This is a genomic window from Aeromicrobium sp. P2_G6 (assembly GCF_056403535.1).
Genome location: NZ_JBFUFH010000005.1, coordinates 391,469 through 407,723, shown reverse-complemented (window position 1 = coordinate 407,723; position 16,255 = coordinate 391,469). Strand labels below are relative to the sequence as shown.

The following is a 16,255-nucleotide window of genomic DNA, read 5'->3' as shown; positions in this document are numbered from 1 at the left end:
CTAGGCTGTGGTTGGACCACACCCTACCTGTGGTCCAACCACACAGCAACCGAGGAGTCCGGTGACCGCACAGGCGTACGAGACCGTCATCGAGGAGATCGAGTCGATGATCCGCTCGAAGCGGCTCAGGCTCGGCGACCGCCTCGAGGGCGAGCGCGCGCTTGCCGATCGTCTCGGCGTCAGCCGTACGTCGGTGCGCGAGGCCATCCGGGTGCTCGCGACCCTCGGCATCATCCGCAGCGCTCCGGGATCCGGGCCCTCCGCCGGGGCGCAGGTCATCGCGGATCCGGAGGTTGCCCTCAGCGCCTCGCTGCGGCTGCATGTCGCCGTCGACTCCCTGGCGGTGAGCGACGTCATCGACGCGCGGGTCATGCTCGAGTCATGGGCGTACCGGCGCCTGGACCGGGTGCCGGCGGACCTCCTGCAGCCAGCCCACGAGCTCCTCGACGCAATGGATCAGGCCGACGACCCCGTCGAGTTCCATCACATCGACACCCAGTTCCACCTCGAGCTCGTACGGCTTGCGGCGAACCCGCTGGTCAACGCGATCATGGCCTCCCTGCGCGCCTCGATCGAGAGCTATGTGCTCGACGCCGCGCCGTTGCTGGAGGACTGGAAGGCGATCGCCGCCCGATTGCGCGCCGAGCACCGCGCCCTCGTGACAGCGCTCGGCGAAGGCGACGGTGAGCGGACGGCACGGCTCGCCGAGGAGCACATCCTGGCGTTCGCGCGCGACGCGGGCCTCATCGCCTAGCCGTGCCCGCTCGTCCGGGAGCTACGCCGGTATGACGACCGAGTCGGGGCCGCGGCCCTCGAGCAGATTGGTGATCTGGCGGCGGACCACGGCGTCGATGCGCGGTTGCATCGCGGTGGACATCCCGCCGACGTGCGGTGAGATCAGGACGCCGGGGACGTCCCAGAGCGGGTGATCGGCGGGCAGCGGCTCCGGGTCGGTGACGTCCGTGGCGTACCGGATGCGGCCGGCCTGACGTACGAGGGCGTCGGTGTCGGCGACCTTGCCGCGCGAGACGTTGACGACGACAGCGCCCTCAGGCAGGGCGCCGAGGAACTCGTCGCCGATCAGCCCGACGGTCGCCTCCGACAGGGGCACTGCGACGACGACGGCTTCGACGGTCGGCAGTAGCTCACGAAGCTCATCGTTGCCGTGCACCACACCGCGATCGTCCTCGCGGCGGTGACCGGCGACGCGCACGAGCTCGGCCTCGAATCCGTCGAGGCGTTTCTCGACCTCGACGCCGATGCCGCCGTAGCCCAGCAGCATGATGCGGCGGTCGAGCAGGCTCGCGGTGAAGCGCCGGTTCCACTCGTGCCTCTCGCGGGCGAACGCGTCGATCTCCCGCTGCGATGCGAGCAGCAGCGCGACGGCGAGCTCAGCGGTCGAGCCTTCGTGCACCCCGACGGCGTTGCAGCACGTGATGCCGGCCGGGAGGACGTCCGCGACGCCGTCGTAGCCGAGGGTCTGCAGCTGGAGAACGCCGAGCCGCGAGGCATCCATCCGGTCGATGCCATCCGTGGTGTTGCGGTAGGGACTGACAGCCAGGTCGATGCGGCCCTCGGGCTGCGGAGTCGAGAAGTCCCAGACGTCGAACGCGACGCTGTCGCCGAGATCGGCCAGTCGCTCGAGCCACCCCTCATCGGGCACCGTGACACGCAGAGTCATGGGTCGATCATGCCCGGGGTTCGTAGCGCGCCAGATCGTGGGTGCGCGCGATGAGACCCCGCAGGTCCTCCAGCGAGCCCGAGATCGCGCCGAGCGCACGGCCCTGGATCAGGACGTTGCCCAGCGCCGTCGCCTCGACCGGACCCGCGAGCACGGGTCTGCCGCTGCGATCGGCGATCGCCTGGCACAGCAGCCGATTGAGCGACCCGCCACCGACGACGTGCACGATCCGCACCGGACGGCCGGCGAGCCGCTCGGCAGTGTCGAGCGCGGACCCGAAGGCACACGCCAGGCTCTCGACGATGCTGCGCATCAGCTCGGCCTTGCTCGTCGGCGCCGGCACGCCCTTCTCGGCGCACAGCTCCGCGATGCGGCTCGGCATGTCTCCGGGCGGCAGGAAGCGCGGGTCCTGCACGTCGAAGACCGACACCTCGCTGGCGACGCCGGCAGCGGCGGCGAGGATGTCCGGCAGCGACACGTTGATGCCGGACCGCTCCCACTCACGAAGGGTCTCGCTGATCAGCCACGTGCCCATGACATTGGTGAGGAACCGCGTACGCCCGTCGACACCCCCCTCGTTCGTGAAGTTGGCCTTGCGCGCCTCGTCGGTCAGGACCGGCGCATCGAGCTCGAGGCCGACCAGGCCCCACGTGCCGCACGAGATGTAGGCCGCGTCGTCGCTCTGCATCGGTACGCCGACGACGGCCGAGGCGGTGTCGTGCGAGCCGACCGCCGTGACGGTCAGGCCAGGTGCGCCGATCTGCTCGCCGACCTCAGCCGTCACCTTGCCGATCGTCGTGCCGGGATCAACGAGCTCCGTGAACAGGGACCGACGGAGGCCCACCTGCGCCATGAGCTCGGCGTCCCACTCCCCCGTGCGTACGTCCAGCAGTCCGGTCGTCGACGCATTCGTTCGCTCGGTGACCATCTCGCCGGTCAGCCAGTAGCCGAGCAGGTCAGGGATCAGCAGCATCCGCTCGGCCTCGTCGGCGAGCGGGTCGGCAGCGAGCTGGTAGATCGTGTTGAACGGCAGGAACTGCAGGCCGTTTCGGGCATACAGCTTCGCGAACGACACGCGGGCGTGGATGCGCTCCACGCCCGCGGCCGTGCGCTCGTCCCGGTAGTGGAACGGCACGCCCAGCATGCGGTCGGCCCGCATGAGGGCGTAGTCGACCGCCCACGAGTCCACCGCCACGCTTCTGAGCCCGTCAGGTGACGAGCTCGCGGCAGTCCACAGGCCGCTGAGAGCGTGGTGATAGAGCTCGAGGGGGTCCCAGTGCAGCCCGTCCGACGTGCGGACGGGCTCATTGGCGAAACGCGCGACGGCGCGCAGCTCGAGGTGATCGGCTCCGACCTCGCCGACCATGACCCGGCCGCTGGAGGCCCCGAGGTCGATCGCGGCGACGGAGATGGACATCGCGCTACCGGAGGAAGGCGGCCGCGACACCGGCGTCCACGGGGATGTGCAGTCCTGTGGTCTGCGTCAGGTCGGGGCCGACCAGTGCGTACACCGCGTTGGCGACATGGTCCGGCAGCACCTCGCGCTTGAGCAGGGTCCGCTGGGCGTAGAACGCGCCGAGGTCCTTCTCGTCGACCCCGTAGACCGCGGCACGGTTGGCGCCCCAGCCGCTGGAGAAGATGCCCGAGCCCTGCACGACGCCGTCGGGGTTGATGCCGTTGACGCGTACGCCATACTCGCCCAGCTCGGCGGCCAGCAGTCGCACCTGGTGCGCCTGGTCGGCCTTGGTCGCGGAGTACGCGATGTTGTTGGGCCCGGCGAACACCGAGTTCTTGGACGAGATGTAGACGATGTCGCCGCCGAGGCCTTGCTCGATGAGCGCCTTCGCCGCGGTCCGCGAGACCAGGAACGAGCCCTTGGCCATGACGTTGTGCTGCAGGTCCCAGTCGGCGACCGTGGTGTCGAGCAGCGACTTCGACAGCGACAGGCCGGCGTTGTTGACGACGAGGTCGAGCCCGCCGAACGCCAGCAGCGTCGCGTCGACCGCGGCCTGCACCTGCTCCTCGTCGCTGACGTCGGCCTGCACGCCCACGGCGACATCCGGACCCCCGATCTCGGCGGCAGCGGCCTGCGCCTTGGCGAGGTCGAGGTCGGCGATCGCCACGACCGCACCCTGCGCGGCCAGCTTGTGCGCGATGGCCTTGCCGATGCCGGAGGCGGCGCCGGTGACGAGCGCGATGCGGGTCGCCAGCGGCTTGGGCGCCGGCATGCGCTGGAGCTTGGCCTCCTCGAGCGCCCAGTACTCGATGCGGAACTTCTCCGCCTCGTCGATCGGCGCGTACGTCGACAGTCCCTCGGCGCCGCGCATGACGTTGATCGCGTTGACGTAGAACTCACCCGCGACACGGGCGGTCTGCTTGTCCTTGCCGAAGCTGAACATGCCGACGCCGGGCACGAGCACGATCAGCGGGTCCGCACCGCGGATCGCCGGTGAGTCGGCGACGGCGTTCCGGTCGTAGTAGGCCTGGTAGTCCTCGCGGTATGCCGTGTGGAGCTCACGCAGCCGCGCGATCGACTCCTCTACGGTCGCCGACGCCGGCAGGTCAAGCACGAGCGGCTTGACCTTCGTACGCAGGAAGTGGTCCGGGCAGCTGGTGCCCAGTGCCGCGAGGCGTGGGTGCTCGCCCGAGGCGAGGAAGTCCAGCACGACGTCGCTGTCGGTGAAGTGCCCGACCATCGCCTTGTCGGCAGACGCGATCGATCGGATCGTGGGCACGAGCGCGGCAGCCTTGGCGCGACGCTCGGCCTCCGGCAGCGCGCCGTAGCCCTCGAGCGCAGGGCCGAACGGCTCGGGCCGCGAGTGCTCTTCGATGTACGCCGCGGCGGTCTCGATGATCCACAGCGAGTTCTGCTCGGCCTCGTCGCTGGTGTCTCCCCACGCCGTGATGCCGTGCCCGCCAAGGATGCAGCCGATTGCCTCGGGGTGCTTGGCCTTGATGTCGGCGATGTCGAGGCCGAGCTGGAAGCCGGGTCGGCGCCACGGCACCCACACGACCTTGCCGCCGAAGACCGTCTCGGTCAGCGCCTCGCCGTCGGCCGACGTCGCGATGGCGATTCCGGAGTCGGGGTGCAGGTGGTCGACGTGCGCGGCATCGACCAGGCCGTGCATCGCGGTGTCGATCGACGGCGCGGCACCGCCCTTGCCGTGCAGGCAGTAGTCGAACGCCGCGACCATCTCGTCCTCGCGCTCGAGGCCGGGATAGACGTCGACGAGCGCGCGCATCCGGTCGAGCCGCAGCACCGCGAGACCACTCTCGGTCAGCGTGCCCAGGTCGCCGCCGGAGCCCTTGACCCAGAGCAGCTCGACGTCCTCACCCGTGACGGGATCGGTCTCGGTGCCCTTGGCGGACGTGTTGCCGCCGGCATAGTTGGTGTTGCGGGGGTCGGCGCCAAGCCGGTTGGACCGGGCGATCAGCTCCGCTGCTGCGTTGTTCGTCATCAGTTCCATCCTGCTTGGGTGCCGCCGACGCGGTCGGCCTCGATCTGTTCCTGGTAGCCGCTCGCGAGGAACGCTTTCAGCGGGTTCGCCGGGAGGCCCTTCTCCTCGCGCCATGCGGCGAGATCGGCGCGGACGTCGGTGTAGAAGGCGTCCATGAAGATCTCGTTGGCGAGCAGCACGTCGCCGTCTGCCTGCGCCTTCTCCAGCGCACCGCCGTCGACGAGCAGCGCGCGGGCCGTCATCTCCTGCACGTTGAGCACCGAGCGGATCTGCCCGGGGATCTTCTTCTCGATGTTGTGGCACTGGTCGAGCATGAACGCGACGCCGCTCTCCGGGCCGTACCCGCCACCGCGGATGACCTCGTAGAGGATGCGGAACAGCTGGAACGGGTCGGCGGCACCCACGATCAGGTCGTCGTCAGCGTAGAAGCGGCTGTTGAAGTCGAACGAGCCGAGCTTCCCGAGCCGCAGCAGCTGCGCCACGATGAACTCGATGTTGGTGCCGGGTGCGTGGTGGCCGGTGTCGAGGCAGACGTACGCCTTGTCGCCCAGCGCGGCCACCTGCACGTACGACGTGCCCCAGTCGGGAACGTCGGTGTGATAGAACGCCGGCTCGAAGAACTTGTACTCCAGCACGAGCCGCTGCTCGTCACCGATGCGGTCGTAGATCGTGGCGAGCGACTCGGCGAGCCGGTCCTGCCGGCCGCGCATGTCACCCTGGCCCGGGTAGTTGGTGCCCTCGGCGAGCCAGATCTTGAGGTCGCGCGAGCCCGTCTGGTCCATCACGTCGATGCAGGCGAAGTGGTGATCGATCGCCTTCTGGCGGATCCGCGGATCCGTGTGGGTCAGGGCGCCGAGCTTGTAGTCGTCGTCCTGGAACGTGTTGGAGTTGATCGTGCCCAGGCCGATGCCGAGGTCCTCGGCGTAGCGGCGCAGCGCGCCGAAGTCGTCGACCTGGTCCCACGGGATGTGCAGCGACACGAGCGGAGCCAGGCCGGTGAACTCGTTGACCTTGGCGGCGTCGGCGATCTTCTCCTCGACCGTCCGCGGGGTGCCGGGGCTGCCGAACACCTTGAACCGGGTGCCGGAGTTGCCGTACGCCCAGGACGGGACCTCGATCGCCTGTCCCTCGAGCTGCGCGCTGATCGCGCTGAAAGTCGTCATCTCACATCTTCATTTCGGGGTTTGGATGGGGCTCTGTGTCGTGCGTCTGAGTCTTGCTCTGGTCATGCCTGGCGAGCTGGTCCTCCAGGTGGAAGACCTCCTCCAGGACGAGAAATCCTTGATCTGGCTGCTGATCGCCGAGGTCCACGAAGAACTCGGCCATCTCGGCCTGCCAGCGGCCGTTCACCTCCGTGCGTGCCATTCCGGCCTTGGCGTCCTCGATCGAGGGCGTCTCGACATAGCCGATCAGGAGACCGTCGTCGCGCAGGAACAGCGAGTAGTTGTGCCACCCGGTCGACGCCAGGGCCTGCAGCATCTCGGGCCACACGGCCGCGTGGCGCTCGCGATACTCCGCGATCCGCTCGGGCTTGACCTGCAGCTGGAAGCACACGCGTTGCATGTCATAGACCTTTCCGGGGGTGGGGTGCCCGGCCGGCAGGGAGGAGCCGCCGGCCGGGCACCTGGAACATCAGAAGTCGAAGTCTCCGATGTTGTCCTTGTTGAACTGGAACGGATCGCCCAGGAGGACGGTGCTGTCCTTGCCGACCGTGAACTCGCCGAGCTTGCCGGCCTTGAAGGTGTCGCCTTCCTTGCCGGTGATGTCGCCGTCGACGAGCGCCTTGGCCGCGTATGCCGCCAGGAAGCCCAGGTCCTCGGGGTTCCAGAGCGCGAACGCCTTGACGGTGCCGTCCTCGACGTACTTGCGCATCTGGTTCGGCGTGCCGAGCCCGGTCACCATGACCTTGCCCTTGAAGTCCGAGTCGGACACGTAGCGCGCGGCCGCAGCGATGCCGACGGTCGTGGGCGACACGATGCCCTTGAGGTTCGGGTACTTCTGGAGCAGAGCCGACGTCTTGTCGAACGACGTCTGGTCGTCGTCGTTGCCGTAGACCGTGTCGACGAGCTTGATGTTGGGGTGGTTGGCCGACAGGTCCTTCTTCATCATGTCGATCCACGCGTTCTGGTTCGTCGCGTTGGCAGCCGCCGACAGGATCGCGATGTCACCCTTGTCGCCGATCTGCTCGGCGATCATGTCGACCTGGACCTTGGCGATGCCCTCGGCGCTGGCCTGGTTGATGAACAGGTCGCGGTACTTCGGGTCGGTGTCGGAGTCGAACGTCACGACCTTGGTGCCAGCGTCGCGCGCCTCGTTGAGCGCGTCACCGATGGCCTTGGGGTCGTTCGCCGAGACGACGAGCGCCTTGACACCCTGCTGCGCGGCGGTGTTGATGAACGGCACCTGCGCGTCGGGGCTGGCCTTCTCGGGTCCGACCTCGGAGAACTTGCCGCCGAACTCCTCGACGGCGGTCTTGCCGCCCTTGTCGCTGGTGTCGAAGTACGGGTTGCCGAGGTTCTTGGGCAGGAACGTCACGGAGATTTCCTTGTCGCCTCCGCCACTTCCACCCTTGTCACCCTCGTCGTCCGAGCCGCCGCCACAGGCGGAGAGCACGAGCGCAGCGCTGACGGCGAGAGCACCGAGTGCGCTGGCCTTCCTTCTGTTGAACTTCATCAGTTCTTCCCTTCTTGGTGAGCTGACGCCAGCTGCTGGCGTTCATCGGAGCTCTTGGAGCTGCGTTTCTTCATTCCTGCCGACGCCCGAGTTGCCAAGGACAGGAAGCTGGTGGACATCACCGAGAGCACGAGCAGCAGCCCGATGATGATGTTGATGACGTTGACCGTGACGTCCTCGAGGCGCAGTGCGCTCGAGATGACGCCGATCAACAGGACTCCGGCGATGACGCCGTGCAGGGCACCGCGGCCGCCGAAGATCGACACGCCACCGAGGAGCACCGCGGCGATGACCTGGAGCTCGAGCCCGGTCGCGTTGTCGCCTCGTGCGCTGCCGTAGCGGAGCGTGATGTAGATGCCCGCGAACGCCGAGACGGCACCGGAGAGCACGAACAGGATGAACTTCGTACGTTCGACGTTGACGCCGGTGAAGTGCGCCGCCTCGGAGTTGAGGCCGATGTCGTAGACACCTCGACCGAACGACGTGAAGTGCAGGAGCACCGCGAAGATGATCGCGAGCACGACGAACGGGATCATGATGACCGGATAGCTGCTGTCGCCGATGTGCTGCTTGGCCAGGTCGGTCCACTTCTCCGGGAAGTCCGTCACGGCCTTGGTGCCGAGCGTGCCGACCGCGATCCCGCGATAGAGCGCGAGCGTGCCGATCGTGACCGCCAGCGAGGGCAGTCCGACGTACGCCACGAGGAACCCGTTGAACGCTCCGCAGACCACGCCGACGCCGATCGCGATCAGTCCGGCCATCGGGATCGCCATGCCGTGCTGGTGCAGGTCGCCGACGAGCACGCTGCTGAGCGCCACCGTGCTCGCGACCGACAGGTCGATCTCGCCGGTGATGATGATCATCGTCATGGGCAGTGCGATCAGCAGGATCGCGGCCGCGTCGAGCAGCAGGTAGTAGATCGTCAGCGGGCCGTCGAAGGCCGGCACCTCGCTGCGCGAGTAGAGGTAGACCACGACGAGCAGTGCGATGATCGCGAACTCACGTGTGACGAGGGCGCGCTGCCAGAGCGGCTTCGCGTGGGGCGCGTACGTGCGTACGGCGGTGGTGGTGGTGGTGGTCATGATGCGTCCCTCGCTTCGACGAGCTTGCGTGATCTGCGTGCCGCCAGGACCCGGTCGAGCACGATGGCGCCGAGGATCAGGGCGCCGACGACGGCCTGCTGCCAGAAGTCCTGCACGCCGAGGATCGGCAGAGCGCGGTTGATCGTGACGAGCAGCCAGGCGCCGATCGCGGCGCCCCACACCGTGCCGCTGCCGCCGAAGATCGCGACACCGCCGATGACCGCGGCGCCCACTGCCTGCAGCTCGATGTCCTGGCCGGCGCCGGAGCTGATCGTGCCGTATCGCGCTGCGTAGACGACCCCGGCGAGCCCGGCGAGCGAGCCGCACAGCACGAATGCACCGATCACGCGGCGGCGAACCTTGAGGCCGTAGAGGTTGGCGGCGTCGGGGTCGGACCCGATCGCATACAGCTCACGACCGCCGCGGGCCGTACGCAGGTAGTAGCCGACGATCGCGAGCACGACCAGCGCGATGATCGTCAGGACCGGGATCGTGAGGATCGTCTTGGTGCCGAGCGACAGGAAGCCGTTGGGCATGTCCGAGGCATTGATCCGGTCCGAGCCCGCCCAGGAGAGCACGACACCGCGGTAGATGTAGAGCGTCCCGAGCGTGATGACCAGTGCAGGGACCCGGCCGAGCGCGATCAGCAGGCCGTTGATCAGCCCGAGTCCCGCGCCCGCGAGCATGCCGATCACGACGACCAGGACGATCGGGATGCCGGGATTGTCCACGAACAGCCGACCCGTCAGGTATGCCGTGAGGGCCAGCGTCGAGCCGACCGACAGGTCCACGTTGCGGGTGATGATCACGACGGCCTGGCCGGTCGCGAGCAGTACCAGGATCGCCGGCGTGAGCAAGAGGTCGCGCCAACCGTCCTCGCTGAACAGGAAGCTCTTGGTGTTCAGCGTCGCCGCGGCGATCACGAGGATCAGCACGAGGGCGATCGCGGACTCACGCGACGTGAAGATCGTCGACATCGCCCGCTGCGCGGTGGTGCGGCGGCTCGGGGCCACCAAGGTGTCGGTCATACCGTTACTTCCATCGTGTTGGTGGCGGCGGTCATGACGCTCTCGGGCGTCGCGTCCGCGCGGTCGAGGTTCGCGGTGATGCGGCCCTCGTGGACCACGAGGACGCGGTCGGCCATGCCGAGGACCTCGGGCAGCTCCGACGAGATCATGAGGATCGCCAGGCCCTGGCCGGCGAGCTCGGAGATCAGCCGGTGCACCTCGGCCTTGGTGCCGATGTCGATGCCGCGGGTGGGCTCGTCGATGATCAGCAGCGACGGCCGCGTGGCGAGCCACTTGGCGATGACGACCTTCTGCTGGTTGCCGCCGCTCATCGTCGTCGCGTGCATGTCGAGCGCGTTGGTCTTGACCTCGAGGCGTCCCGCCCACGGCCCGGCCGTGCGGGTCTCGCTGCCGGTCGTCAGCAGTCCCCAGCGTGCGATGCGCGAACGGATCACGGCGGCGACGTTGTGCGCGACGGAGGCGTCTGTGACCAGGCCCTGCTGGCGGCGGTCCTCGGGGACGAACCCCATGCCGGCGCGGATCGCCGCGCGCGGGTTGTGCGGGCGTACGGACTTGCCGTTGAGCTCGACCGTGCCGGAGTCGTAGCCGTCGACGCCGAAGATCGCACGGGCGATCTCGCTCCGCCCGGCGCCCACGAGCCCGGCGAGCGCGACGATCTCGCCGGCGCGCACCTCGAAGCTGATGTCGTGGAAGATGCCCGGCGACTCGAGCCCGCTGACCTTGAGGACCGGTTCACCGATCTCGGCCGGCGTCTTCGGGAACAGGTCACCGACCTCGCGGCCGACCATCTTGGCCACGATCTGGCCGCTGGTGGTCTCGGCGATCGGGTCGGTCGAGATGTACTCGCCGTCCCGCATCACGGTGACGGTGTCGCACAGCGCGAACACCTCGTCGAAGCGGTGGGAGATGAACACCAGCGCCCGGCCCTCGTCGCGCAGGCTGCGCGCGACGGCGAACAGCCGCTCGACCTCGACACCGCTCAGGGCGGCGGTGGGCTCGTCCATGATGAGAACGCTCGCGTCGAGGGAGATGGCCTTGGCGATCTCGATGATCTGCTGGTCGGCGATCGACAGGCCCTCGGCGAGACGGCGCGGGTCGAGGTGGACGCCCAGGCGCTGGAACAGGCCGAGCGCCTCGTCGTGCATGGCCTTGCGGTCGATGCGGCGGCCGGCGCCGAGGGGCTGGCGGCCCATGAAGATGTTCTCGGTCACCGAGAGGTCCGGGAAGAGCGTCGGCTCCTGGTAGATCACCGCGATGCCGGCATCCTTGGACGCCGCCGTCGACGAGAAGTCGACGCTCTCGCCGTGCAGGAGGAGATCACCGCCGTCGCGCTGGTAGACGCCGGCGACGATCTTGACGAGGGTCGACTTGCCGGCGCCGTTCTCGCCGACGAGGGCGTGGATCGAGCCGGAGTGGACCGTGAGGCTCCCCGACCGTAGGGCGACGACCGGGCCGAACGACTTGCGCACCTGCACGAGCTGCAGGGCGACAGGATCGCTCGCGTTCATGGGGACTCCGTGTCTTCTCGGGGCTGGTTTGCAGGCACGATTGAATCGTTCTAATCGGCCTTTCCGGAACTGTATGACGGCGATCACAGTTCCGTCAACCCATTTCGTTAAATCGTGTTAACCTCCTCGACATGGCCGTGGCTCAGGTTCGGGATGTTGCAGCTCTTGCAGGGGTGTCTCCTGCCACCGTGTCGAATGCGCTCAACCATCCGGCGAAGGTGTCCCCCGCAACGCTGGCCCGCATCCAGTCCGCGATCGACGAGCTGGGCTACATCCGCAATGACGCCGCCCGCCAGCTCCGTGCGGGCACCAATCACGCGATCGGCATGATCGTGCTCGACATCGCCAACCCGTTCTTCACCGACGTGGCACGCGGGGTCGAGGATGTCCTGAACGCCGACAACCGGCCGCTGATCCTCGGCAACAGTGCCCAGGACCCGACCCGCGAGACGTCCTATCTCGACCTGTTCGAGCAGCAGCGCATGAGCGGTGTCCTGATCACGCCTGTCGGCGACGTGATGGACCGCCTCCGCCGCCTGCGCGACCGCGGCACGAGCGTCGTGCTCGTCGACCGCATGAGCCGGGCCAAGGAGTTCTCGTCGGTGTCGGTCGACGACAAGTTGGGCGGGCGCATCGCCACCGAGCACCTCCTCGAGATCGGCCGCCGCCGCATCGGCTTCATCGGCGGCCCGGCCGGCCTGGCGCAGGTCAAGACCCGCCTCGCGGCCGCACGTGCCGCGGTCGACGCTCACGGCGCCGGAGAGATCGTGTTCGTCGAGACCGAGACCATGAACGCGCAGGCCGGGCGCTGGGGTGCCGAGCAGCTCCTCGAGCTGCCCGGCAACCATCGACCCGACGCGGTGTTCGCCGCCAACGACCTGGTCGCCCTCGGCGTACTCCAGGCGCTGACGCTCGCGGGCGTACGGGTGCCGGATGACATCGCGATCGTCGGCTACGACGACATCGAGTTCGCCGCCTCGGCCGCGATCCCGCTGTCATCCGTACGCCAGCCGGCTCAACAGCTCGGCTCCGCCGCGGCCACCCTCCTGCTCGACGTGATCGTCGACCCGGCGGGCGCCAAGATCAAGCACACGACGCTCAAGCCCGAGCTCGTCGTCCGCCGCTCCACCGCCGCCACCTGAGGACCAGCGAATCTGGTTTTGTCCGGTCGGTCGGTTTCGACCGGAGAATCGGGTTTTTGTCCGTCCATAGCCGGACAAAACCCGATCTCCTCGTCCTCCACAGGGACCGCAGCGACATCGAGTGTCCACAGACGGGACAGTGCGCAGCGAGCGCAGACGGTAGAGGTACGCATCGTGGTCTGATGCCCGCCCTGACCACCGCTGCGTTGCCCGCGGGGCTGCGCGACCAGCACGGCGTCCTGACCCGTGGTCAGGCGCTCCAACTCGTCACGCGCCACCAGCTCTACGCCCTCGTCGGCTCCGGTCGATGGCAGAACCCGGCTCGAGGCGTCTTCGTCGCCCACAACGGCGAGCTGACCTCCGCCCAACGCGACTGGGTCGCTCTCCTCGCACTCCCACCAGGGTCGGTGCTCGGCGGCCTGACCGCCCTGAAGTACGACGACTTCACGGCGTTCCGCACGGACAAGCCCGTTGTCATCGCGCCGGCGGGTGCCTCGCCGATCAGGTATCACGACCTGACGATGCACTGGTCGAAGTTCCTCGACGATCGCGACGTCCACCCCCTTCGGCGACCGCCACGGACCCGGCCGGCACGGAGCGTGCTCGACGCGGCTTCATGGACGCCGGAGGAGAAGCGCGCCCGCGAGATCGTGCTGGCGGCGGCACAACGCGGGGTCGTCCACACACGTCAGCTCCGCGAAGCCCTGGCGCGGCGGGGCGCCTGTCGACATCGCGCCCTGATCGTCGAGTCGTATCTGGATGCGTGGGGTGGCATCCAATCGCTGCCCGAACGCGACTTCGACCAGATCCGCCTCGAGGTGCAATTGCCCCGCCCAGAGCGGCAGGCCATCGTCCAACGGCGCGACGGACGCTACTACCTCGACGTCTGGTGGAAGGCCTTCAACCTCGCCTGCGAGATCCACGGCATTCCGCACATGGAGGTCGAGCAGTGGGATGGCGACCTCCTGCGCCTCAACGAGGTCACGATCGACGGACGACGCACACTGATCTTCAGCTCGTATGCCATCCGGCGTCAGCGTGAGGTCGTGAAGGACCAGCTCCGCCGCTCCACCGGCCGGTGACCCACCCGGGACAGAAGAATCTGGTTCTGGCCGCCTATGCGCGGACAAAACCAGATTCTTTCGTCGGAAGTCTCAGCTGACGATGTCCCAGGCGATGCCGTCGAGGATGTCGTGCTCACTCGCGACCATGACGTCGGTCGACAGCGGGACGAGGTCGACGAGCCGGTCCAGGATCAGGGCACCGGCGCCGATCACGTCAGCGCGACCGGGATGCATGAACGGCAGGGCCCGGCGGTCCGCGACAGACATCTGCACGAGGGACAGGCACGCCTGCCGCACGTCGTCCAGGGCGAGCTTGGCGCCGTGGATCGTCTCTGAGTCGTACGACGGCAGGGCCAGCGAGTGCGCGGCAACCGTCGTGACCGTCCCGGCGACCCCGACGAACGAGCCGACCGGCTCGAGCCGGGCGACGACTGGAGCCAGGACCCCGTCCAGGTAGTGCATGCACTCGGTCACCTCGGCAACCGACGCAGGATCGCTCGACAGGAATCTCTCGGTCAGCCGCACCGACCCGACGTCGAGCGAGACGGACCACTCGATGTCCTCGCCCGTGCCGATGACGAGCTCGGTCGACCCTCCCCCGATGTCGACGACGAGCGTGCGGGTCTGCTCGAGGTCGCGCGTCGCGCCCAGGAACGACGCCCGCGCCTCGTCGAGGCCGGCGAGCACGACCGGGCGTACGCCCAGGATGCCCTCGATCGCGTCCTCGAAGTCGGCGGCGTTGTCGGCGTCGCGTACGGCTGACGTCGCGCAGAACCGGACCTTGTCGGCGCCGAACATCGCGATCAGCTCGGCGTACTCGCGGGTGGCCCCCAACGTGCGATCTATGGCCGCTTGGGACAGATGACCGCTCTCATCAACTTGGGCACCAAGTCTGACGACGCGCATTTCGCGTACCAGATCGGTCTTGTGGTGGTCCTCGACATCGCTGACCAGCAGGCGGATCGAGTTGGTGCCGCAGTCGATCGCGGCCACGCGCGTGCGCTGATCAGGCATGCGACGAGCGTATCGGCAGCGCACTGAGCGAGGACGGGGCTCCCGGAATCGTCCGGGAGCCCCGCCCTGTGGTGCCGCGTCGGTCAGACCTTCGCGGGGATGCGAGCTGCCGCATCCGGGCCACCCGCCTCGGTCGCGACGGGCGCAGACTCCGCCACGACCTCGTCGTCGGTGTCGATCATCGTGGCCTCGTCGAACGGGCTCTCGCCCGACAGGGTCCGGTCGAGCTGCTCACGATCGAGGGTGTTGGTCCACGAGGCGACGAGCACTGTGGCGACCGCGTTGCCGGCGAAGTTGGTGACTGCGCGGGCCTCCGACATGAACCGGTCGATGCCGACGATCAGGCCGACGCCGTCGAGCAGCTCTGGACGGTGTGAGCTGAGCCCGCCCGCCAGCGTCGCCATGCCGGCGCCGGTGACTCCTGCCGCACCCTTCGACGCGATCATCATGAACAGCAGCAGGGAGACCTGCTCGCCGATCGACAGCGGGTTGCCCATCGCCTCGGCGATGAACAGCGACGCCATCGTCAGGTAGATCATCGTGCCGTCGAGGTTGAACGAGTAGCCGGTCGGTACGACCACGCCCACGGTCTGCTGCGAGACGCCGGCGTGCTCCATCTTCGCGATGAGCCGCGGCAGCGCCGACTCCGAGGACGAGGTCGAGAAGATCAGCAGGAACTCGCGGCCGAGGTACTTGAGCAGCGAGAACAGGTTGATGCCGGTCGCGAACTTCAGGATGCTGGCAAGGATGACGAACACGAACACCGCGCAGGTCGTGTAGAAGCCGATCATGATGACGGCGAGCGCCTTGAGCGCGTCGACACCGGTCTCGCCGACGACACCGGCGATCGCGCCGAACGCGCCGATCGGGGCCGCCCACATGATCATCGCGAGGATGCGGAAGACGACCTTCTGGAGGTGTCCGATGCCGGTCAGGACCGGCTTGCCCGCCGAGCCCATCGACTGCAGCGCGAAGCCGAAGAGCAGCGCCACCAGCAGCGTCTGGAGGATGTTGGTGGAGGTCACCGAAGACGCCAGCGTGTCGGGGACGACGTGCAGGAGGAAGTCGGTCGTCGACTGCGCCTCGGTCGACACCTGGGCACTCCCGGCGGATGCGACGTCGGGCGTGATCTTGAGGCCGTCACCCGGCTTCAGGATGTTGCCGACCAGGAGGCCGATGCTGAGCGCGACGAACGACATCGTCACGAAGTAGGCGAGGGCGAGGCCGCCGACCTTGCCGACCTGGGAGGCCTTGGCCACCGAGCCGACGCCGAGCACGATCGTGCAGAAGATGACCGGGGCGATCATCATCTTGATGAGCGCGACGAACCCGGTGCCGAGCGGCTTGAGCTCGACCGCGAAGTCCGGCGCAACGAGGCCGACAATGGCGCCCGCGATGACGGCGCCGATGACGGCGAGATAGAGGTAGTGCGTGCGGTCCTTGCGGGCCGGGCGCATCGCATTCGTTGACATGAGTCCTCCTGGACGGTGAGGGGTTGCGTCCTCAATATGGGTCCGGATGTGACCCCGCTCACCGTTGTGTTCGTAAAGTTCGTGACCGCCGTCACAGCGCGCCCGCCGGTCAGCGGGCGGGATCGTGGAGAAT

The 16,255-nt window shown here is 68.1% G+C and carries 14 protein-coding genes; 3 read left to right on the top strand and 11 right to left on the bottom strand.

Annotated elements, in window-relative coordinates; genetic code table 11:
- The first annotated feature begins 61 nt into the window (after positions 1-61).
- Entirely contained in the window at positions 62-754 is a 693-nt protein-coding gene (locus AC1DVU_RS17710) for a FadR/GntR family transcriptional regulator (protein WP_476923781.1), read from the top strand.
- 21 nt (positions 755-775) lie between these two features.
- On the opposite strand, the gene AC1DVU_RS17705 is transcribed toward AC1DVU_RS17710, so the two are convergent.
- The 9 genes from AC1DVU_RS17705 to AC1DVU_RS17665 form a co-directional block, all read right to left on the bottom strand.
- The gene (locus tag AC1DVU_RS17705) at positions 776-1,681 is read right to left on the bottom strand and encodes an NAD(P)-dependent oxidoreductase (RefSeq protein WP_476923780.1); all 906 of its coding nucleotides are present in this window, start codon (positions 1,679-1,681) and stop codon (positions 776-778) included.
- A gap of 7 nt (positions 1,682-1,688) precedes the next feature.
- A complete protein-coding gene (locus AC1DVU_RS17700) occupies positions 1,689-3,098 on the bottom strand; it encodes a rhamnulokinase (RefSeq protein ID WP_476923779.1) in 1,410 nt (469 codons plus the stop codon).
- Positions 3,099-3,102: 4 nt separating this feature from the next.
- A complete protein-coding gene (locus AC1DVU_RS17695) occupies positions 3,103-5,139 on the bottom strand; it encodes a bifunctional aldolase/short-chain dehydrogenase (RefSeq protein ID WP_476923778.1) in 2,037 nt (678 codons plus the stop codon).
- Positions 5,139-6,302, bottom strand: a complete 1,164-nt coding sequence (gene rhaI, locus AC1DVU_RS17690; protein WP_476923777.1) for an L-rhamnose isomerase — start codon at positions 6,300-6,302, stop codon at positions 5,139-5,141. Before rhaI ends, AC1DVU_RS17695 begins: the two co-directional genes overlap by 1 nt.
- Before the next feature lies 1 nt (position 6,303).
- Complete coding sequence (locus AC1DVU_RS17685; RefSeq protein WP_476923776.1) at positions 6,304-6,702, bottom strand: L-rhamnose mutarotase; 399 nt, start codon at positions 6,700-6,702, stop codon at positions 6,304-6,306.
- Between the two features lie 69 nt (positions 6,703-6,771).
- Positions 6,772-7,812, bottom strand: a complete 1,041-nt coding sequence (gene rhaS, locus AC1DVU_RS17680; protein WP_476923775.1) for a rhamnose ABC transporter substrate-binding protein — start codon at positions 7,810-7,812, stop codon at positions 6,772-6,774.
- Positions 7,812-8,894, bottom strand: coding sequence for an ABC transporter permease (locus AC1DVU_RS17675; protein ID WP_476923774.1), 1,083 nt, complete (start codon positions 8,892-8,894; stop codon positions 7,812-7,814). The genes rhaS and AC1DVU_RS17675 overlap by 1 nt, the downstream gene beginning before the upstream one ends.
- On the bottom strand, positions 8,891-9,922 hold the full coding sequence (locus AC1DVU_RS17670; RefSeq protein ID WP_476923773.1) for an ABC transporter permease: 1,032 nt from the start codon (positions 9,920-9,922) through the stop codon (positions 8,891-8,893). Before AC1DVU_RS17670 ends, AC1DVU_RS17675 begins: the two co-directional genes overlap by 4 nt.
- The gene (locus AC1DVU_RS17665; RefSeq protein WP_476923772.1) at positions 9,919-11,430 is read right to left on the bottom strand and encodes a sugar ABC transporter ATP-binding protein; all 1,512 of its coding nucleotides are present in this window, start codon (positions 11,428-11,430) and stop codon (positions 9,919-9,921) included. The genes AC1DVU_RS17670 and AC1DVU_RS17665 overlap by 4 nt, the downstream gene beginning before the upstream one ends.
- A gap of 131 nt (positions 11,431-11,561) precedes the next feature.
- Here AC1DVU_RS17665 and AC1DVU_RS17660 point away from each other — a divergent pair, with 131 nt between their 5' ends.
- On the top strand, positions 11,562-12,572 hold the full coding sequence (locus AC1DVU_RS17660; protein ID WP_476923771.1) for a LacI family DNA-binding transcriptional regulator: 1,011 nt from the start codon (positions 11,562-11,564) through the stop codon (positions 12,570-12,572).
- Between the two features lie 182 nt (positions 12,573-12,754).
- Positions 12,755-13,654 (top strand): hypothetical protein, encoded by a 900-nt coding sequence (locus AC1DVU_RS17655; protein ID WP_476923770.1) that lies wholly within the window; start codon positions 12,755-12,757, stop codon positions 13,652-13,654.
- Between the two features lie 72 nt (positions 13,655-13,726).
- Here the strand turns inward: AC1DVU_RS17655 and AC1DVU_RS17650 are convergent, their stop codons facing one another.
- Positions 13,727-14,650 (bottom strand): Ppx/GppA phosphatase family protein, encoded by a 924-nt coding sequence (locus AC1DVU_RS17650; RefSeq protein WP_476923769.1) that lies wholly within the window; start codon positions 14,648-14,650, stop codon positions 13,727-13,729.
- 83 nt (positions 14,651-14,733) lie between these two features.
- Complete coding sequence (locus AC1DVU_RS17645; protein ID WP_476923768.1) at positions 14,734-16,122, bottom strand: cation:dicarboxylate symporter family transporter; 1,389 nt, start codon at positions 16,120-16,122, stop codon at positions 14,734-14,736.
- Between the last annotated feature and the right edge of the window lie 133 nt (positions 16,123-16,255).